The organism is Rhodococcus sp. C1, from assembly GCF_020809065.1.
Classification (GTDB): domain Bacteria; phylum Actinomycetota; class Actinomycetes; order Mycobacteriales; family Mycobacteriaceae; genus Rhodococcus_F; species Rhodococcus_F qingshengii.
This window is the reverse complement of the sequence record NZ_CP078080.1, coordinates 2,396,323-2,416,055: the sequence shown is the minus strand read 5'-3', so window position 1 is coordinate 2,416,055 and position 19,733 is coordinate 2,396,323. Positions and strand designations below refer to the sequence as shown.

General features: G+C 64.6%; 17 protein-coding genes. 6 read left to right on the top strand and 11 right to left on the bottom strand.

Annotated elements, in window-relative coordinates; translation table 11 throughout:
- Nucleotides 1-172 precede the first annotated feature (172 nt).
- Nucleotides 173-2,311 (bottom strand): ATP-dependent DNA helicase UvrD2, encoded by a 2,139-nt coding sequence (locus KTR60_RS11125; protein WP_003942300.1) that lies wholly within the window; start codon nucleotides 2,309-2,311, stop codon nucleotides 173-175.
- 103 nt (nucleotides 2,312-2,414) lie between these two features.
- Between KTR60_RS11125 and KTR60_RS11120 the strand changes: the two genes are divergently transcribed.
- Nucleotides 2,415-2,672, top strand: coding sequence for a mycoredoxin (locus KTR60_RS11120; protein ID WP_003942350.1), 258 nt, complete (start codon nucleotides 2,415-2,417; stop codon nucleotides 2,670-2,672).
- 14 nt (nucleotides 2,673-2,686) lie between these two features.
- Here the strand turns inward: KTR60_RS11120 and nudC are convergent, their stop codons facing one another.
- Together nudC and KTR60_RS11110 are read right to left on the bottom strand one after the other, a co-directional pair.
- On the bottom strand, nucleotides 2,687-3,586 hold the full coding sequence (nudC, locus tag KTR60_RS11115; RefSeq protein ID WP_007731249.1) for an NAD(+) diphosphatase: 900 nt from the start codon (nucleotides 3,584-3,586) through the stop codon (nucleotides 2,687-2,689).
- Nucleotides 3,587-3,624: 38 nt separating this feature from the next.
- Nucleotides 3,625-4,692, bottom strand: a complete 1,068-nt coding sequence (locus tag KTR60_RS11110) for a potassium channel family protein (protein ID WP_003942296.1) — start codon at nucleotides 4,690-4,692, stop codon at nucleotides 3,625-3,627.
- A 156-nt stretch (nucleotides 4,693-4,848) separates the two neighbouring features.
- Between KTR60_RS11110 and KTR60_RS11105 the strand changes: the two genes are divergently transcribed.
- Entirely contained in the window at nucleotides 4,849-5,250 is a 402-nt protein-coding gene (locus KTR60_RS11105) for a hypothetical protein (RefSeq protein WP_003942341.1), read from the top strand.
- Here KTR60_RS11105 and KTR60_RS11100 read toward each other — a convergent pair.
- Nucleotides 5,247-8,639, bottom strand: coding sequence for an ATP-dependent helicase (locus KTR60_RS11100; protein ID WP_209448569.1), 3,393 nt, complete (start codon nucleotides 8,637-8,639; stop codon nucleotides 5,247-5,249). The two genes, KTR60_RS11105 and KTR60_RS11100, sit on opposite strands and share 4 nt — an antisense overlap.
- Entirely contained in the window at nucleotides 8,640-12,002 is a 3,363-nt protein-coding gene (locus KTR60_RS11095; protein WP_228402141.1) for an ATP-dependent helicase, read from the bottom strand.
- Between the two features lie 52 nt (nucleotides 12,003-12,054).
- Here KTR60_RS11095 and KTR60_RS11090 point away from each other — a divergent pair, with 52 nt between their 5' ends.
- From KTR60_RS11090 to KTR60_RS11080, 3 genes are read left to right on the top strand one after another with little or no spacing between them, the layout of a single operon-like run.
- Nucleotides 12,055-12,843 carry an alpha/beta hydrolase gene (locus tag KTR60_RS11090; protein WP_007731246.1) on the top strand — a complete coding sequence of 263 codons (789 nt, stop codon included), beginning with the start codon at nucleotides 12,055-12,057 and terminating at the stop codon, nucleotides 12,841-12,843.
- 10 nt (nucleotides 12,844-12,853) lie between these two features.
- Nucleotides 12,854-13,150 carry an MGMT family protein gene (locus tag KTR60_RS11085; protein WP_003942322.1) on the top strand — a complete coding sequence of 99 codons (297 nt, stop codon included), beginning with the start codon at nucleotides 12,854-12,856 and terminating at the stop codon, nucleotides 13,148-13,150.
- A 50-nt stretch (nucleotides 13,151-13,200) separates the two neighbouring features.
- Nucleotides 13,201-14,946: an NTP transferase domain-containing protein gene (locus tag KTR60_RS11080; RefSeq protein WP_007731244.1), complete on the top strand. Its 1,746-nt coding sequence runs from the start codon at nucleotides 13,201-13,203 to the stop codon at nucleotides 14,944-14,946.
- 5 nt (nucleotides 14,947-14,951) lie between these two features.
- Here KTR60_RS11080 and KTR60_RS11075 read toward each other — a convergent pair whose 3' ends face one another.
- Together KTR60_RS11075 and KTR60_RS11070 are read right to left on the bottom strand one after the other, a co-directional pair.
- Nucleotides 14,952-15,296 carry a hypothetical protein gene (locus tag KTR60_RS11075; RefSeq protein ID WP_007731243.1) on the bottom strand — a complete coding sequence of 115 codons (345 nt, stop codon included), beginning with the start codon at nucleotides 15,294-15,296 and terminating at the stop codon, nucleotides 14,952-14,954.
- Entirely contained in the window at nucleotides 15,293-15,871 is a 579-nt protein-coding gene (locus KTR60_RS11070) for a hypothetical protein (RefSeq protein ID WP_007731242.1), read from the bottom strand. The genes KTR60_RS11075 and KTR60_RS11070 overlap by 4 nt, the downstream gene beginning before the upstream one ends.
- 89 nt (nucleotides 15,872-15,960) lie before the next feature.
- Here KTR60_RS11070 and KTR60_RS11065 point away from each other — a divergent pair, with 89 nt between their 5' ends.
- Complete coding sequence (locus KTR60_RS11065) at nucleotides 15,961-16,728, top strand: hypothetical protein (protein ID WP_003942311.1); 768 nt, start codon at nucleotides 15,961-15,963, stop codon at nucleotides 16,726-16,728.
- Between the two features lie 51 nt (nucleotides 16,729-16,779).
- Here KTR60_RS11065 and KTR60_RS11060 read toward each other — a convergent pair whose 3' ends face one another.
- Genes KTR60_RS11060 through nirD form a run of 4 tightly spaced genes read right to left on the bottom strand, consistent with a single transcriptional unit; the run spans nucleotide 16,780 to nucleotide 19,678 of the window.
- Nucleotides 16,780-17,427, bottom strand: coding sequence for a maleylpyruvate isomerase family mycothiol-dependent enzyme (locus KTR60_RS11060; protein ID WP_007731241.1), 648 nt, complete (start codon nucleotides 17,425-17,427; stop codon nucleotides 16,780-16,782).
- The gene (locus tag KTR60_RS11055; RefSeq protein WP_228402271.1) at nucleotides 17,372-18,121 is read right to left on the bottom strand and encodes a sirohydrochlorin chelatase; all 750 of its coding nucleotides are present in this window, start codon (nucleotides 18,119-18,121) and stop codon (nucleotides 17,372-17,374) included. The genes KTR60_RS11060 and KTR60_RS11055 overlap by 56 nt, the downstream gene beginning before the upstream one ends.
- Nucleotides 18,108-19,268, bottom strand: a complete 1,161-nt coding sequence (locus KTR60_RS11050; RefSeq protein WP_007731238.1) for a uroporphyrinogen-III synthase — start codon at nucleotides 19,266-19,268, stop codon at nucleotides 18,108-18,110. Before KTR60_RS11050 ends, KTR60_RS11055 begins: the two co-directional genes overlap by 14 nt.
- On the bottom strand, nucleotides 19,265-19,678 hold the full coding sequence (gene nirD, locus KTR60_RS11045) for a nitrite reductase small subunit NirD (protein ID WP_007731236.1): 414 nt from the start codon (nucleotides 19,676-19,678) through the stop codon (nucleotides 19,265-19,267). Before nirD ends, KTR60_RS11050 begins: the two co-directional genes overlap by 4 nt.
- Between the last annotated feature and the right edge of the window lie 55 nt (nucleotides 19,679-19,733).

The window sequence follows — 19,733 nt, the reverse complement described above, 5'->3', positions numbered from 1 at the left end:
AGAGATCAAGTTCGTCATTTTTTTGCCACCTCCATTTCGTGTCGGTCCGGATAGTTTCTGCGCACAGGTTGCCCCGTAACACTGAAAACCAGAGTAGAGAATCTGCCGAATCTGCACAACCTATTTTTGACCTGCGGTTATGTAACTCACCGTTGTCGATTCGGATGTGTTGTCAGATATCGAGTGTTGCCGCTCGCAGTTCACCGCGAATGACAGCTAGTACGTCTTCCCCGAAGTTGTCGAGTTTCTTCGGCCCGATTCCAGGGATCGAAACCAGTCCACGATTATCTTGTGGTCGTTGTTCGGCAATAGCCATCAGTGTGTTGTCACTGAAGACGACATAGGCCGGAACTTTGAGTTCTCTGGACTTGTCCAGACGCCAGGCCTTGAGGTGCTCGAGCAATTCCAGGTCGACATTGGACGGGCATTTTTCGCAGCGCCCGAGCATGGTCGCCGACGTCCCGATCAACGGTTTGCCGCATACGCGGCAGCGCGGACGCTTCTTGTTTCCCGACGACGGCGCGGCGACGCGCGAGGCCGGCGAGTCCTCCGGGATTAGTCCGTTGAGAAATCTCGACCGGCGACGGGACTTGCGTCCACCCTCATTGCGGGCCAATGCCCACGACAGCTGCAGATGCTCGCGAGCGCGAGTAACCCCCACGTAGAGAAGCCGACGCTCCTCCTCCACCGCGACATCGTCGGCGCCCGAATTGGCGTCGCCGAGAACGTGTTGGATCGGCAGGGTGCCGTCGTTGAGGCCGACCAGGAACACCGCATCCCATTCGAGCCCCTTGGCCGCGTGGAGGGAGGCCAGCGTCACACCTTGCACGGTCGGTGGGTGCCGCGCCTCGGCTCGGGCCGTGAGCTCCTGTAAAAGCCCGGTGAGCGTCAGTTCAGGTTCGTGGACAAGTTGTTCTTCGGTGAGCGCCACGAGAGCCGAGAGCGACGCCCAGCGCTCGCGTGCCTGAGTACCCGAAGGCTCTTCGTTGGTCAGGCCGAGTGGCGCGAGCACAGCGCGGACGAGTGAGACCAGCGCTTCGCCGTTGTCTGCACCTTCGGGGAGGTCGTCGCGTCCAGCTGCCTGACGCAGCGCTGCCACCGCCTGACGTACCTCGGTGCGAGTGAAGAAGCCCTCTCCACCGCGCACCTGGAACGGAATGCCCAGCTTCGTCAGGGCCTGCTCGTGCGCCTCCGACTGAGCATTGATCCGGTACAGAACAGCGATCTCGGCCGCAGGAGTGCCTGCCGCGATCAGCCGTTTGATCGCCCGCGCAACGCCGAGCGCCTCGGCCGGCTCGTCGTCGAACTCCATGAACTCCGGCTCAGGCCCCGGCGCGCGCTGCCCGATCAGCTGCAGACGCGTCCCGGCGATCCGCCCGCGCGCGGCACCGATCACGCGGTTCGCCAACGACACGACCTCAGGGGTGGAGCGGTAATCCCGTTCGAGCCGAACGACGGTCGCTTCGGGGAATTTCCGGGAGAAGTCCAACAGATAGTTGGGGGTGGCTCCGGTGAAGGAGTAGATGGTCTGATTCGCATCGCCCACCACGGTCAGATCGTCTCGGTCGCCCAGCCAGGCGTCGAGCACACGCTGCTGCAGTGGGGTGACGTCCTGATACTCGTCCACGACGAAGCAGCGATACCGCTCGCGGAACTCGTCGGCGACTGTCGAATGCTCTTCGAGAGCTGCCGCCGTGTGCAGTAGGAGATCGTCGAAATCAAGCAGCATGCCGTCCTGGCCGCGTGCTTTCAGCTCTTCGTATGCGGCATACACCTGGGCCACCTTGGTGGCATCGACCGGTGCCTCACGGCGAATCTTGGCGATCGCGCGTGGGTAATCCTCCGGCGCGATCAGCGACGCCTTCGACCACTCGATTTCACTGGCGAGGTCGCGGACGCTTTCCGTGCTGGTGGACAATCCCACCCGGGCTGCGGCACTGCTGACAACGGCGAACTTTCGGTCCAGCAGACGCCACGGCGTGTCGCCGACAACCTGCGGCCAGAAGTACTTCAGTTGACGGAGAGCAGCAGCGTGAAAAGTTCGAGCCTGCACCTGCGGCCCACTCCCGCCGACGCCCAGCTCACGAAGACGTCCACGCATTTCCCCGGCCGCACGAGCGGTGAACGTCACGGCAAGCACCTGACCGGCCGACACGTGACCGTCGGCAACCAGATGAGCGATCCGGCGCGTGATGGTGCGGGTTTTGCCTGTTCCAGCGCCCGCGAGGACACATACCGGGCCGCGTGGCGCGAGCACGGCGGCCGATTGTTCTGGATCCAGTCCGGTGTCCGCAGGCATGGGGACCATCATGGCAGGACGTTCCGACACTCCATTCGCCGCGCCCGACGGTATGTGGGCAAGAGAACACGGGCCGATACGGAACAACGCTCTCGGTCGTGGTGTTATATCGGCCGTGACTTCTACCGAAAATGCGCCTGCCCTGACCATCTACTCGACCACGTGGTGCGGCTACTGCCGTCGCCTCAAGACGCAGCTCAACGCGTCGGGGATCGAGTACACCGAGATCGACATCGAGAACGATCCGGCAGCAGCCGATTTCGTCGGCAGCGTCAACGGTGGCAATCACGTCGTTCCGACCGTGAAGTACGGCGACGGCAGCGTTGCGACCAACCCGTCGCTCAACCAGGTCAAGCAGGCTCTGGGTCTGTAAACCTTCTCCGGCTGCTACTTGACCCAGCTCTCGAGCATTCCGCGAGCGATGGAGATCGACCCGGGCAGCAGCAGTGGCGCGTCCGCTTCCGAACCCCAGTCGCCGAGTTCGAGAGCGGCGCGCACCTCGTCCTTCGTGAACCAGGTGCCCTCGGCGATCTCGCCGTCCGCGAACAGCAGCGGAGCGGCGGGGTCGCCGATTGCGGCGAAGCCCAACATCACCGAGCGAGGGAACGGCCAAGGCTGGCTCCCGAGGTATCGAACGCTGTGCACGTCGATACCGACTTCTTCCTTGATCTCGCGGACAACACACGTTTCGAGTGACTCCCCGGCCTCGACGAATCCCGCGAGAATCGAGAAACGGCGCTGCGGCCAGGTCGGCTGACGCGCGAGTAGAACTCGATCGCCGCCGTCGTGCACCAGGCAGATGACCGCCGGATCCGTTCGGGGAAACTCCTCGTGGCCGGTGGACGTGGAAATGCGTGACCAGCCGGACATCGTGGGTTCACTCGGTGCGCCGTCGATAGCGCTGAATCCGGCACTGTCGTGCCAGTTGAGAATCGCGACGGCACCGGTCAACAAACCGGCGTCCGCGTCGTCGAGTGTTCCGCCGAGCATCCGCAATTCAGACAAAGTGCCCGCCAGCAGCGACACCCGCACCGCCCAGACGTGGCGATTCTCCCGAATTCCCAGGAAGACCGCGCCGCGCACCGGTTCGGGCCCCAACTCGGTTGCCTCGGCGAAGACCAATTGACCTTCCGGCGACACCTTGACCTGACCCCGTGAATTCACACGGAGGAGCAGTGCGTCCGCCCAACCCGTCGTCAGTGCAGCGGCGTCCGACCGCAATTCCTCGGCGCGGCCGACGCTCGAGCGTGAGAGCAGAGGTGTTTCGGTCAGCTGGAAGTCGTTCACGCTCACGACATTACTGCGCGCACGAAGCTCGGTAACACTCAGTTCGTGACGCGGCGAATGTAGAGCAGTCGATCGTTCTCTTCGACGGCGTCCACCTCGGGTGAACCGACGCGAACCAGACGGCCGTCACGAACGACCCCGAGCACGATGTCGGAGAGATGACGCGGAGAGCCGCCGACCTCGTCGCGCTCGACGGCACGCTCGGCAATCGCGAATCCGGCCTCCGGAGTCAGCAGGTCTTCGATCATCTCCACGACGGTCGGCGTCGTGGTCGCGATGCCGAGGAGTCGACCCGCCGTCTCCGAGGACACGACGACGGAGTCTGCGCCGGACTGACGCAGAAGATGCGCGTTGTCGGCTTCACGGATGGCTGCGGCGATCTTGGCTTTCGGCGCGATTTCGCGGGCTGTCAGCGTCACGAGCACTGCGGTGTCGTCACGGTTGGTTGCCACGATGATCGACGACGCATTCTGCGCACCTGCCAACCGAAGTACGTCCGATTTCGTCGCCGAACCGAATACCGTTACCAGGCCTTTGCTCGCCGCCGAATCGAGGACGGTCTGATCGGTGTCCACGACCACGATCTCCGACGCCGGTACACCGTCACCGAGCATTGCTTCGATTGCCGTCCGCCCCTTGGTCCCGTATCCGACGACGACGGTGTGATTACGCACGTGCTGCCTCCAACGCTGAATTTTGAACGCCTGACGCGAACTCTCGGTCAGAGCTGAAAGTGTGGTTCCGACCAACACGATCAGGAAGAAGATCCGAAGTGGCGTGATCAACAGGACGTTGACCAGGCGCGCCGACGGCGTGAACGGAGTGATATCGCCGTAGCCGGTGGTCGAGAGCGAAACCGTCGCATAGTAAATGCAGTCGAGCAGCGACAGCTCGTTGTCCTGTGCGTCCCGGTATCCCGCGCGATCGATGTACACGATCAACACGGCGGCGCCGAGAGCACCCAACGCGATGAGAACTCGCTTGTAGATGGCCCGCGCCGGACTTGTCTGTAGCTGGGGAATGCGCAGCACCCCGACAAGGGCGAAGTCAGGCTGATCGGTCAATGCTTCCGACCTGGTCAAACGCGCCCGGAGCTTACCGGCCATACATCGACTCTCTCACTCGAACTTACGAAATACCTACACGGACATCGGCAGGCAGCGTAACCCTCGAAGATCGACTTCGGAACTCGGGCGCCGAATAGCGCGCGGGTCGTGGCGCCGGTAGTGGCAAGAAGGTCCACCGTGAGGCAGGCTGGGCAAATGCCTTTCACCGGTTCGACGTCCACTCCCAGCCAAGCGGCCGCTCTTCGTTTGTCGGCCCTCCTTCTCGGCGCCGGCACCATGCATTTCGTGGCGCCTTCCTTCTTCGACAGCACCGTTCCCCGCCAGCTTCCCGGACAGGCCCGCACCTACACCCAGGTGTCCGGCGTCGCGGAACTGGCGATCGGCGCTGCCTTGGCCGTGCCGAAGACCCGCAAGCTCGGCGCGGGCCTTGCCGCCGCGCTCTTTGTCGCCGTGTTCCCCGCCAACATCCAGATGGCGATCGACTGGTGCCGAAGCCCGAAGACGTCCACACCGCAGAAGATCGGTTCGATCGCACGTCTTCCCCTGCAGGTTCCGCTGGTGACCGAAGCACTCAAGGCTCGTCGAAACGCAAGCTAATCTTGCGCGCCTGCCGTTCGGATGAGGCGAGCGAGAGCCTCACCGTCCGGCAGGTTCTCGGGTGCGATGGTGCGACCCGATCGAACGTAGTGAAACGCCGCCCGGACCTTGTCGGCCGGAAACTGTTCGTTGCGCCCCGCCGAACGGGCTCTGGCTGACATCAATTCGGCCCAGGCCACCCGATACGCGGCCAACTGCATCACAACAGCGTCCTCGTTGGCGGCCGACGGTTCGGCACCGGTCTTCCAGTCGATCACCGTCCATCCGCCGTCGGGATCGGCGAACACAGCGTCGATCCGACCGCGTAAAACCGTTCCGGCAATGGATGTTTCGAAAGGAACTTCCACTTCGATCGGGCTGCGATTGGCCCACGGGGACCGCAGGAACGCATCCTGAAGTTTCACCAGATCGGTCTCGGGACCCGCGCCGGTATCCGCGGCGCCGGGTAGTTCGTCGAGATCCAACAGTCGGGTCGCACCGAACCTTCGCTCGATCCAGGCGTGAAAAGCCGTGCCGCGCCGCGCGAGCGGGTTCGGTGGGTACGGCAGTGGTCTACGCAGCCGTGCCGCGAGTTCATCCGGATCTGCCTTGAGGTCGACGAGCTGAGTCACCGAAAGCTGCGCCGGGAGAATCACTTCGGCACGCGCGTTTGCCCGGGCTTCGCGCTCGGCCAAGAGCACGTCGACGTCCGAGGCCCAGTTCTCCGGATCGTCCTCCGGTTCTTCCGTCTCTTCGCTGTCTTGCGGCAGCGATGCAAGTGCGGACAGGACGCTCGCGGCTCCGGCCTCGACCGCGCCGCGACGCGCACCCAGCGGGTCGGGCGGCCACTGCGCAGTACGGGGTGTGGAGGCCAACGGGTTCTCGGTGTCGGGTTCCGGTGCAGGCGCCCATTCCTCCACGACGCCGATCGCACCGCGTGAGTCTTCTTCACCGGCATCGTTTTCGGCCGTGACCATCTGATGCAGCTCGTCCAGGAACTCCGAAGGCCCCTTCGGTTCCGAACCGGACTCCGCCCAGTGATGCGCCGAGATGAACAGCGCCCGTTCGGTTCTGGTCAGCGCGACGTAGAACAGTCGCCGGTCCTCGTCCAGTCGACGGTTGGACAAGGCCTTCTTGTGCGCCGTGATCGCGTTCTCGAGGTCTTTGCGGTTGTACAGCTCCTCGAGGTCGAGCACCGGAACTCCGTCGGCCGAATCCGCGTCGACCGCCCGGTCACCACGCAACGACGGTGGCAGTTCGGCGAGCGCCCCGAGCCACGATCCGGACGCGGTGGACGAGGGGAACACCCCGTCGCTGACATGCGGGATCGCCACTAGTTCCCATTCGAGCCCCTTCGCCGAGTGCACGGTCAAGATCTGCACGCGATCCGGCGCCACCTCCACTTCGCCCGGAGTGAGGCCCTTTTCGATCTGTTCGGCGGCCGCGAAGAATGCGAGCATCCCGGGCAGATTGGCTGTTGGACGCGTCGCGTAATTGGCGACGACGTCGGCAAATGCGTCGAGATGCTCGCGGCCCGCGGTCCCGACGACACCGACTCGGGTTCGCGCGCCTGCCTCGATTCCGATACCGAGCACCCGCTCGACCTCCGCCACCAGTTCGGTGAGCGGCTGGCCGATACGTTCGCGCAACGACGCCAACTCTGCCGCTATCGCGTTGATGCGTGTGTACCCGAGAGCTGAATAACGTTCTGCCGGTCCTGGATCGGAGATCGAATCGACCAATCCTGCTTGCTCGGCGTTCTCCCCCGGCAGCGCGTCCTGAACTGCCGAGGTGAGCGCCTCGGCGTCGGTGACCGCACCCGCTGTTCCGTATCCGGCGGAGATGGCAAGTTCGCGGGAGCGTTGCGAGAGTGCGGCGAGGTCCTTCGCGCCGATCTGCCATCTCGCTCCGGTGAGCAGCCGAACGGCGGCGCTGCCCGCCAGCGGATCGGCGACCACTCGGAGCATGGCGATCACGTCCGCCACCTCGGGTGTGTGCAGGAGCCCACCGAGTCCGACCACTTCGACTGGCAGACCTTTGGACCGCAAAGCCTCGGCCAGCGGGGCAGCATCGGCGTTGCGGCGGATCAACACCGCTGCCGTGGGCGTCGGGCGGTCTTCGGCACGTGCCGCCTCGTATTCTTCGGCGATCTTCTCCGCAACCCACTGACGTTCCTGTTCGACGTCTCCGAGCAGCGCCAGTCGAACGTCTCCGGCGACGGCTCCCGGCCGCGCACGAAGTGTGCTGACGGCCACACCGCGTCGGCGCAACGGTGCCGACGACAGGTTTGCCAGTTCGAGAGCCTCCGGCGGGTTACGCCAACTGGTGAGCAGTTCGAGCGTCGGAGCCGGCTTTCCGTTGGCAAGCGGGAAGTCGGTTGCAAACCGTGGCAGGTTGGCCGCCGACGCGCCTCGCCAACCGTAGATCGACTGCATCGGATCGCCGACGGCTGTCAGCGCCAACCGGCCGTCGGCTCCCCCGCCGAACAACGAGGACAACAACACTCGCTGAGCGTGACCGGTGTCCTGGTACTCGTCGAGAAGAACTACCCGAAAGCGCTCACGCTCGGTTTGCCCGACCTCGGGATGTTCGGAGGCGACACGGGCCGACAGCGACATCTGGCTGCCGAAATCCAATGCGCCTTCACGCCGCAGCGTCTCACCCAGCCGGGCAACGAGGGGCAGTAGCTCGATGCGTTTGTGTTGCACATCAAGGTAATTCAACAGCTCTTTGCTCGGCCCACCCCGCTGTTTCGGACCGGCGGGCAGAGTGTGAATCAGCTTGTCCAACTCGGTGTGAGCCTCGAGCAACTGCTCGGGGTCGACCAGGTGCTCCGCCAACTGACCGGCAAGGGCCAGAACGGTTTCGGTGATGGACCCCGGATTCTTGTCGGTGTCCAGATCACTGTCCCAGCCGCTCACGACGCGGTGCGCAACCTGCCACAGTTCGGTCTCGGACAACAGCGTCGCCGAGGGTTCGATCGGCAACAGCAGTCCGTGCTCGGACAGCAACCGTCCCGCGTAAGCATGGTAGGTACTGACTTCGGGTTCCCCGGCCAGAATCCGGGAACGCACTCCGCCGGTCGGGTCGAGTGCCCGCAGAACGTCCGAACCCGCCAGTCGCGCCAAGCGCTTGCGGATTCGCGACGTGAGCTGTTGTGCCGCTTTGCGCGTGAAGGTCAATCCGAGAACGGCCTCGGGATCGACGAAGCCGTTGGCCACCAGCCACACGACGCGAGCAGCCATCGTCTCGGTCTTACCGGCACCGGCACCGGCGACGACCAATGTCGGACCGAGCGGTGCGGCGATGACAGCCGCCTGTTCCGGCGTCGGCGGGTGTTGACCGAGCGCGACCGCCAGGTCGACAGGATCGATCTTCGGTCGGCGTGCCTTCTGCGTCGCGGCAGCCACTTAGTTACTCACCTGTCGTCCCTCGTCGTGTGCCGGGCAACTCGAGCGCACCGGGCAATGTCTACATCCGTCGTTGACCCTGGCCAGATACTGCGGCCCTTGGGTCGCTGCCGCTGCGTTGTGGATGACGTCTCGCCACATCTCGACGGCTTCGGCCGTCAGCGGCGGCTGAACTCGCTGCGCCGCACCGTCTTTCTTGTTGGACTTGGCCACGAATACCAGGCGTGCACCGCCGGGTTGTGTGGCCGGTTCGCCGGCAATCGCACCTTCGGCCGCTGCGACCTGGTACGCCGCCAACTGCGCGTGAGATTGCGCGGCCTCGTTGCTGACAGGGTTTCGCGCAGTCTTGACGTCGACAACCACCGGACGGCCTTCGGTGTCGCGCTCGAGCCGGTCGATCCGGCCACGAAGCTTGACCGCAGGCGCTCCCTCCTCACGTGGTTCGAGGACCCCCTCGACCGCGACCTCGACGCCGACTTCGGTCAGTTCACCGCGAGTTGCGTTCATCCAGGCGGTGAACGTCGCCAGCATCTCCCGAGTTCGATTGAGTTCGCGGCGCGAGTACCACTGCGATCCCAGATCGATGGATTCCCAGGCATTTTCGAGTGCCTTCTCGACCTGATCCGGTGGAATCCGGCCGGCCAATGCCTGCACCAAGGTATGGACCAGCGTACCGGCGATCGCATGAGTGTTGTCTCCGTCGCTGCCGCCATGACGCTCGAACACCCATCGGAGAGGGCATGTTTCGAGAAGCTCGATGGTGGACGGCGATAGTGAAACCGGTCCGTCCTCGGGCTGCCACATGGGAGCAGCGGTACTCGGCTCGGCTGTGCCGTACCACTGATCCGGGTGCGCGCCCCGTACCCCGGCAGCAGCCAGACGTGCCAACTGGCGAGCGGCCCGGGAATGCTTCTCGGGGTCGAAATGCGCGATGTCGGGATCACACACGACGCTGCGAAGCTGTGCGACCAGTGCAGGCAGCGACAGAACCCGGGTATCCCCGGTCTCGGGTGCAACGACGTCGAGATCGGAGGACGGATCGTCCGAGTACGCGTCACCACGGATCAATTCGTCCACGAACCGCGAAGGCACCAAGTCGGTGTCCCCCGAAGCCGATTCGACTGCGGTGATCAGCAGACGGCGACGAGCACGGCTACAGGCAACCAGGAACAACCTGCGTTCTTCGGCCAGAAGCGGTGCGGTTCGCGAGAGTCGTTCGGCAGCCGAGTCACTGCCGTCGGAGACTCCGTTGACCAGGTCGATCAGCGCTTCGGTACGCAGTAGCGATCCGCGTGCCCGCAAACTCGGCCAGAGCCCCTCCTGCACACCCGCCACCGCCACGACCGCCCATTCGCGACCCGCCGCGGCGTGAGCGCTGACCACGGTGACGGCGTCGGGAGTGATGACCGACCGGCTCCGCGAGTCGGTCGGTATCTCCTGGCTGGTCAAGTAGTCGACGAAACCGGCGAGTTGCGAACGCGGCAACCGGTCGACGTAGTTGGCGGCCGCGTCGAAAAGTGCGACGACTGCGTCGAGGTCTCGATCGGCCTGTGAGCCGATAGGTCCGCCGCGCGCCGACGCAGCCGCCCAGCGTCGTTCCAGCCCCGTCGCCTGCCATGCTGCCCACAGAACTTCTTCGACCCCGAGACCTCGCTCGAGAGGCACTCGGGCCTTGCGAAGGACCGACAGCACGCGATTGAGTGCCGCAGCTTCGACGTCTGTCAACTTGCCCATGAGGCGCTTGGACTGCGCACGATCCTCGTCGATCAGAATGAGCCGCAACAACTCCGAGGAGTCCCGATCACTTCCCGATGCCAACTCGACCCGGCGCAGGCCACGACGCAACCGGCGCAGGGTGACCGGCTCGGCGCCGCCGATGGGACCGGCCATCAGGGCAAGCGCGTCGTCGCCGGTGAACTGATCGCCGCCGAGCGCCCGAAGGACCAGCAGCAGGCCGGACACTCCGTGTTGCCTGGCCAGCGGCAATTCGGTGGCAGCGGTCGTGACGGGTACCCCGGCCGCGAGCAGGGCTCGCCGGAGAGGGGCGAGAGTGCGCGGGACCGACCGAACGATGACGGCCATGTCGGACCAAGCAATCCCGTCCAGCAGATGCGCCCGGCGCAAGGTATCTGCGACGACTGCCGCTTCTTTGGCCGTCGTACCGAGAACCCGCACCGACGCCCGCCCCGGGTCCTCATCGGTGAGATCGGATGGAACCGCGATGCGATGAGCGAGGTTGCCGGGCAGCCGCGCAGCGATCTTCGCCGCGATCGACGCGACGTCGGCGTTGTTGCGAAACGTGGTGGGCAGGACGATCTGGCGCTCGTCTCCGCGCTCGGCGAGTCCGAGTAGGAACGCCGAATCCGCACCGCGGAACCCGAAGACCGACTGATCGGGATCACCGGCGATGACCGTGCCCGCAGTTGCGGTTCCGATCAGCCGAACCAGTTGCGCCGCCTGCGGATCCAGATGTTGTGCGTCGTCGACGAGTAGGTGCCGGATCCGAGCGCGCTCGGAGCGAAGCAATTCGGGATCGGTGGCGAACGCGGTCAATGCCGCACCGATCAACTCGGCCGCGTCGAGCGCCGGCGCCGTCGCCTCCGGAGCCTCGACACCGACACTGCCGCGCAGCAGCACGCCTTGCTCGTAGGCCTCGGCGAACCGCCCGGCCGCCACCCACTCCGGACGTCCACGCTTCTTGCCGAGCTTGACCAGATCTTCGGGGCCGAGTCCGCGCTCGTTCGCTCGCAACATCAGATCTCGAAGTTCGACGGCAAAGCCGTTCAAACCCAATGCGGGTCGCAGGCGCTCCGGCCACCGGAGCGCACCGTCTTCTATGTCGCCGCGCAACATCTCTCGGAGCACCGAGTCCTGCTCGGCGCCGGTGATCAGGCGTGGCGGCGCGTTGCCGTGCGCTGCGGCTTGAAGCCGGAGTACGGCAAAGGCGTACGAGTGAACGGTGCGGACCAACGGCTCACGAGTTGCCTGCGGTCCGCGTTCTTGTTCGTACCCGAGCAACCCGGCCGTGATCTGCTCGCGGACCTGCGTCGCTGCCCGGCGCGACTGGGTGAGCACCAGGACCGATTCAGGATCTTCGCCACCGGAGATCTTCTGCACTGCCAGATCCACGAGAAGGGACGTCTTGCCGGTTCCGGGGCTGCCGAGTACCTGCCAGGGACTCCAGGCGGCCCCCGAGCCGAATGAAACAGGGCCGAACCCGAGTTGGAAAGGATCCTCGGACGGCGGCGCGAACAGCCGGGCCGTCCCTTCGTCCCATGTTCGGGGTATCGGAGACGGCGCAGTTCGGTGCACCAACCGCGCCCGCGGGATGGTGACCTTGCTGCGTGTTGCCGTCTCACTCACCCAGGCATTCCACCAGAGCGCACCGACAACTCACACATCGCCTGCTTCCGGCATGATTGACCTCGTGTCTGCACTCCATACGTATCTCTACGGACCCGTCGGGGCACCGGAGATCCTTTCGCTGCACGGTCTGACCGGTCACGGCCGACGTTGGCAGTCGATGGCCGAGAACCAACTGCCCGAAGCGCGCTGGATCTCGCCGGATCTACGCGGTCACGGGCGTTCCACCTGGGCTCCTCCGTGGAACATCGAATCCCACGTGGCGAGCCTGCTGGAGACGCTCGACGAACATGCCACCGGACCGGTGGTGATCGTCGCGCATTCTTTCGGCGGAATGCTGGCGCTGCACCTCGCGGCCACCGCACCGGAACGCATTCGTGGGCTCGTCCTGCTCGACCCGGCGATCGGGTTGGATCCGACTTTCATGCAGGAAGTGGCCGAACTCACAATCGGCTCACCGGATTACACCGATGCGGCAGAGGCCTACTCCGAGAAGATTCACGGCTCGTGGGGTGAGGTTCCCACCCAGGACCTCGACGTCGAGATGGCTGAACACCTGATCGAACTGGGCAACGGACGCGTCAACTGGCGCCTGTCCACACCCGCGATCGTGACCGGGTGGGGCGAACTCGCTCGCCCGATCGTGCTGCCTCCGTCGTCGATGCCAACCGTGCTGGTTCAGGCGATGAAGGTCCAACCGCCGTACGTCACCGACGAGTTCCGGGCAGCGCTCACCGAGCACCTCGGTGAAAATCTGACCGGTGTCGAATTCGACTGTGACCACATGGTCCCGCACGTGCGGGCCGACGAAGTCGCCGCCCTCGTTCGCAGCATGCTCTGAAGGAACCGACATGGCAGCCACCACCGAAGAGCAGATCGAAGAGGTACGGCGCCTCATCGCGTCGATTCCGGCCGGTTTCGTGGCGACGTACGGCGATATCGCTGATGCTGCAGGACTTTCCAGTGCTCGCACGGTCGGTTGGATCATGCGAACGGACTCTGCCGACCTGCCGTGGCATCGGGTTCTCGGCGCCTCCGGCAAACCGTCGGCGCACCTGGCTCATCGTCAGATCGCCAAGCTCGAACTCGAAGGCGTGCCGATCAAGGACGGTCGGATCGACCTGAAGAAAGCTCGGTATCACTTCTGATTCACGTGTCACCGGTCGTCGTGACGCGGGCGATGGGGCAGCATGGAGGTATGACCGTCACGCCGCCGACCGCCGCCCTCATTCTGGCGGGTGGTCGCGGGACCCGAATGGGTGGTGTCGACAAACCCGGCCTGCTCGTTCACGGCCGCAGGCTCCTCGACATCGCGCTTTCAGCGACGGCGCATCTGGACGCCGTCGTCGTGGTCGGTCCACATCGCCCTGAACTTGATCCTGGCATCACTCAAACTCAGGAAACTCCGGCCGGAGCCGGCCCTGTCGAGGCGATCTGGGCCGGATTGTCTGCGACCCGGTTACCCGACGACGCCGTGGTGGTGGTCCTGGCGTCCGATCTGCCGCACATCGAGGCCGTATCAGTCGACGCTTTGATAGCTGCCACGTCGACGGACAGTCCGGTGACGTGTGCCGTGGACGAGAACAACCGAACCCAATTCCTGCTCTCCGCGTGGACATTTCGCGAGCTCCGGCAACGCCTGTCCACATTGCGGGAGAGTTCGGGGTTGGAGAATCAACCTATGAAAGCGATTGTCACCGAACCGTTCTCGACGCTGCGTGTCACTGGCACCACTGACTGCGACACACCGGCGGACATCGACCGCGCGCGAAACCATCCGCGCCTGACAATCGAGCAAGCACGCGCCGCCGTCAGGAACTCACTGACAGCATTGTCACCACACCGGGCCGCCCTCGCCGACAGTCTCGGAGCAACGCTCGCGCAGCCTCTCGTCGCCCTGGGTGATCTTCCTCGATCCGATGTCTCGGCGATGGACGGGTACGCCGTCTCCGGCGAGGGTCCCTGGCGAATCCGCACCGAGATCCGTATCGCGGGCGCCGACGGGCAACTCGAACTCGGTGAAGGCGAAGCGATTCGCATTGCCACGGGAGCACACCTGCCCCTCGGCGCCACCTCGGTGATTCGTGACGAGTATCTGTCCGTCGACGAGCCATCTCGGATGGTACGGAGACTGCCGGATGCGCCGCACCGCAACGACGCTCGACCACGAGGGGAAGATTGGACCACCGGATTCACGATCGCCCCGACTGGTACCGCGGTGACTCCGGCGGTGGTCTCCGCAGCTGCCAGCGGTGAAGTGTTCGACGCCCTCGTCCGTGGTCCGGTACGGGCACGCGTGACAGTCACCGGCGACGAGATCCGGCGGACCGGTCCACTGCGTGAAGGTCAGACCCGCGACTCCGTCGGTGGGATTCTCCCCTACCTACTGGAAAGCAACGGCGTACGGTGCGTGGCGGATTCGCACCTGAGGGACACGGCCGACAGTTTCGAGCGTGTACTGGCGGATGCGACTGAACAGGACCTGCTTGTTGTCATTGGTGCCACGGGCGGCGGCGCTGCCGACGAAATGCGCAGTGCGCTCGATCGACTCGGCGCTCGCACGATTGTCGGGCGAGTCGCCTCGCGCCCGGGCGGATCTCAGATAACGGCTGTCCTGCCCAGTGGTCGGGTGGTTCTCGGCCTCCCCGGCAACCCGTACGCCGCAGTGACCACCCTGTTGACGATGCTGCCCACCGTCGTGGCCGCCTTGACGGGAAGCGACACACCACCGCGACTGCTCGGCATCATCGAGAACGCCGCTGCGGTGACTTCCGATGCGGTACGCCTACTGCCGGTCACACAATCCGCCGACGGTCGCTGGCGCGCCGAACCGTCTGTACGTACCGCACACCTGGCGGGGTTGATCGGGCGCTCCGCGTTTGCACTCGTTCCGCCACACGCGGAAGACGATGCCGTCGCCGAAGTGGTTGTCCTCCCACGCTGATCGGGTCAGTCGTTTGGGCGCCTACGCCGGTTGACCCCGACCACGCCGACCACTATCGCAAGCACCAGCGAATACACGCCCCACAGCACCAAGAACGGCAGCAGCCACCCGGCATCAACGGTCTGACCGCGCGGTCCGACGCAATACAGCGTGAAATTGGTGGACGTACCGTCGCCGTCGGAAAAGGTATCCGAGACGACCATCGCGCTCGATGTGGGAGCTTCACAGAAAATCGGCGCCAAATGAGCGACCTGTCCTGGCCAGATCACCGAAGACAGTAGTGCAGCAAAGATTCCCACGACCACGATCACCACTACGGAGATCAGCAACGGAGCGATACGGCGGCTCACAGCGGGTGCACCAGGAAGGGAGTTCCGTCAGGCTCGAAGACCACCAGCGCCCGCGAGCGTGGAGATTCCACCATCACGGATGCGCGAATCGCCTCGGTGCGACTGACCGAGATCCCGGTGACTTCGCCGTCGTCGACACCGCTGTTCTCCAGCGCGTCGTCGACCAACTTCTCGAGGTTCGTCAATGTCGGCACTTGATCCAGCGTGAACGATCGTGCATCGAGATCGTCGGTGACACTGACTTGCACGGGGCTCGGCTCGCCGAGAATGACTCCGTCGAAAGAGAATCTGTCGAGCTGGGTCGGCTTCCCGGGGTCTCGAACGGTGACTCCGAGCGTCTCGATCGGGCTGATGTCGATGCTGGTCACCGATACCGCGTCGACGCCGTATCTATGTGCGAGGCTGTCGAACCCGCCTCGCACCAACTCCGACGTCATCCCACCGCCACGTTCGCGCATCTGATTGTCGAAATCCATCCGATCGACGGCACCGATACATCCGCTCAGACTCGTGGCCGCCAAAGCGATGGCTACCGTCCACAGCGCCGACCGCACCTGCGAGGACGCGAATTTCATGAGCGGAGCGTACCGCGAGTGTCCGGTTCCATCCCGGTGGACTGCGCGTCGCACGAATTACTGTCGGCGACTCGTGGGATCATCGCGCCATGAATCGTGTCGACGAAGGATTCGAACCGCCGGACGCATTGGTCGAGTGGTGCCGCTCCCGCACCTTTCCACTGCACGTCCTCGACGACGAAGCCACCGTCGACCTGGATTGGTGGAACGCCCACCTGAAGGACGCCGGCCACACCATCAGCCTGCGCGGGCGTGATCTCGACGGCAAAGTGATCACCGAAGGCCGAGCCATCGTTCAACGCAACGACCTTCGCCCGTCGAGCGATCTCGTTGTCGCCCAGCACGACGGCCTCGGACTACTGTTTCTCTGCGCGGCCTGGCAGGGCTCGCACGAGAGCCGACGGTTCACACGGCGGTTCCCCAACGTCTTCAATCCCCATCACCGCGAGGACGAGGATCCGCTGACCCAGATCACAGCCATTCTCGATCACTGCTCGAAAAACAAGTCGATGCCCGTCGTCCGGCGCGACACCTGGTCCGGGTGGCCACTCACCCCCGGTGTCGGGGTATCGCTGATGGCCGCTTTCATGTGGGCAGTGGGCGTACAGGACGAAGGCCGACGCGCTCAGATGATCGACCAGTACGGAGTCTCGACGCTCATCCACGAGGGCTGGCTCGAGGATCCTTCCGTCACCGGCTTCACGACGCGTCGCTACCGCCGGTACTGCGAACTTCTCGACAGCTGGGCCTATGCCGCCGGCACCCAACCCGAGATCGTCGAGATGTGGTTGGTGAAAAGGTGGAGTGCGCGATTGGCCCAAGCACGCAACGACGTGAGCGCCCCCACCCTGTTCTAACTCTCAGAACGGCTGCATCTCAGAACGGCTGCATCTCAGAACGGCTGCATCTCAGAACGGCCAGGCAGGGAGAGTCGGCAGCCCCACCCTCGTCGGCCTCCCGACCAACCAGGCCAAGGTCTCCGCGTCGGACAGCGACGGCACTCGTACACCCGGGACCGCCGTCTCGAGTGCGCCCAACTGACTGGCGAGAGTGAATTCCACGAACTCGGCAGGCCAGTCGTGGCAGGTGTAACCGATGTCGAGGTCCATCAGGTGAATTTCGATCTCGTTCCAGCGCAGGATCGGTAGATCGAATGCCGTCACAGGTTTGCGCCACGGCACCGGTGTGTCCAGTCGATCTGTCGGGATCTCGCACAACGCGTCGACCAGCCTCGTTCCCGAGAAGCGGTAGTCGAGGGCCAACAATTCAGCCGGGCGATCTGCGCCCTCTTCGATTGCAGCATTGCGCGCATCCGGCCCCCCTGGATACATCTCCCCCGATTCGCCGCCCTGCACGCCGGCAACAAATCTGCCCAGCGCGTCGGCGTTGCGCGACATGTGCGTCACGACGTGTCCCCGACTCCACCCGGGGAGCCCGGAGGGCTCCCGCGCCTGCTCTTCGGTCAGTGCACCGATGAGAGCCTGTGCCTTGACGTCGGATTCACGAACTGCTGCGACCAGGTCGGCATACGTCGGCGTTACGGAGTGAGACGTCATGCAGCGATACTAGTTCCCTTCGCGCACTCTCATACCGATTCACGACAAGGTCCACCACTCCCGGATCGACGCCGAGCGGTTCGGTCACACCATCGGCTCCTGCAGCGTGCAACCTTTCGTGGAACAGCCCGTGCGCGAGGAGGTACGAGGCGACAAAAACTCGCTTCGCGCCGCGAACGCGTGCTGCTGCAACAACATCGGCTACCTTCGGCTCCCCGGTCGCGATGTACCCGATGTCGACACGAGTCCCCGCCGCTTCGGCAAGCATCAGCGCAGCACGCTCGACGTCTCGCAGCGCCCGCGCATCGGAGGACCCGGCGGCAGCAAGCACTATCGCGTCACCCGGATTCCACCCCGCCTCGGTCAAGCGTCGGAGCAGCACGCGCGCAAGCGCCGGATCGGGTCCGAGTGCGGGCGTCACACTCACAGCCGAGTGCTCACTGAGCGTCACTTCGCGTCGAACATCGGTGTGAACGTGGTAGCCGGACGCCAGGAACGCCGGTACGAGAATCGCTCGCCCCGGAGTGTCCCGGAGGACTTCCGAAGCTGACGGACCGAGCACATCGACAAAGGCAACGCGCGTGCGTCCGACGCGCGTGCCGACGGCTTCGGCCAGGGCGGCAACCATTTCCACGCCACGTGCACTACGCGTGCCGTGAGCTACCAGTACGAGTACATCGTCATCGCGTTGCATAGTCACCGGGATTCTGTACGTAGTCGCCGGGGTCGAGGGCAAGTCGATAGCCCCGCTTGACCACCGTCTGAACGGCTTTGGGCGCACCGAGGCACGCGCGCAATCGGGCGACGGCGGTCTCGACGGCGTGGGTGTCGCCGCCGCCGCCGGGAAGAGAAGCCAGAAGTTCGTCGCGGGAGACGACTCGACCGGGACTCGCACCGAGAGTGCGGATCAACGACATCGCAGCCGGCGGCAATTGCTTCACTTCACCGTCCACGACTACGCAACCGCCGCGAATGCTGATTTCGTGTTCGCCGGCTTGAATCTTGTTGGCTCGCTGCGGGAGTTCGTCGACGATGTGTCTCGCGAGCGCGCCCAGACGTGCCCGCGCCGGGGCTGTGGTCGGTACATTCAAGGCTTCGAGCGGCGCCGAGGTGACCGGGCCGACGCACATGGCCGCCACCGGACCCCGCATCGCGTCGAGAATGTCTCCGAGATCCCCGGTCTTGTCGGCGCGCATCAACATCGAGGCTACGGCCGGTGCACTGGTGAAACTGACGGCGTCGATTCCGGCTGACGCTATGGCGTCGATCATCCGGTCGAGCAGCGTCGGATCCTCCGGCGGTTCCCATCGATAGACGGGCACCGCGATGACCTCGGCGCCGGCCTCGCGCAACACCTGACAGAAGTCGGGAATCGGCTCCCACTCGGTGGTCGCACCATGCAGTTGTACAGCGATCCGCTTTCCCGAGACACCTTCTGCCAGAAGATGTTCGAGCACCTCGGCGGAAGACTCGGATGCCGGTGACCATTCCTCACGAAGGTCGGCCGCGCGGATTGCTCCCTTGGCCTTCGGTCCTCGCGCGAGTAGACGAGCCGAACCGAGCGCAGAACCGAGACTTTCGGCTTCGCCCCATCCGTCGGCGGCTTCCAGCCAACCCCGGAATCCGATCCCGGTGGTGGCGACAACCACCTCGGGAGGATCCGAGATGATCTGCTGTGTCACCCTTTCGAGCTCACGGTCGTCGGCCAACGGAATGATTCGAATCGCCGGAGCGTGAACGACATCCGCTCCCCGACGAGTCAGCAAGGTCGCGAACTCCTCGGCGCGGCGCGAAGCAGTGATACCTACCGTGAATCCAGCCAACGGCATGTCGTCACTCACGAGACTGCATCGGAGACAGTCGAGCGAACGCCCTGCATCTGCAAGCTGTGTACCTGAACGACTCCAGCCCACACGCGAACGCCGTACACCGGCAGCGCAACCGACAAGTCGTCCAGCGCCCGGCCGTCGACCAGCGAGAACGCCTGCTTGAGCAGTGGCGAGACCACGATCGGTTCACCGTCCCGGTCGCCGACGAGTCCGCGAGACATCACCGCGGCGCGGCCGTACGGATCGAAGTTGCTGACAGCCCGGAGTGTGCCGTCCTCGAGTAGGAACAGTGCCACCTGCTCGCCGCCGCGAAGAAGCACGGCAACTCCGCGCCCAGGGATCAGATGGCTCAGCGGGCAGGCCGACGTCCATTCGAGTCGATCCGAATCCAGCTTGGCGATCTGCGCATCGATGACACTCATCGAAGTCCTCCTGTCGATCCGGCGACAACGTCGCGCGGGTTCTTGTCTACGTTTC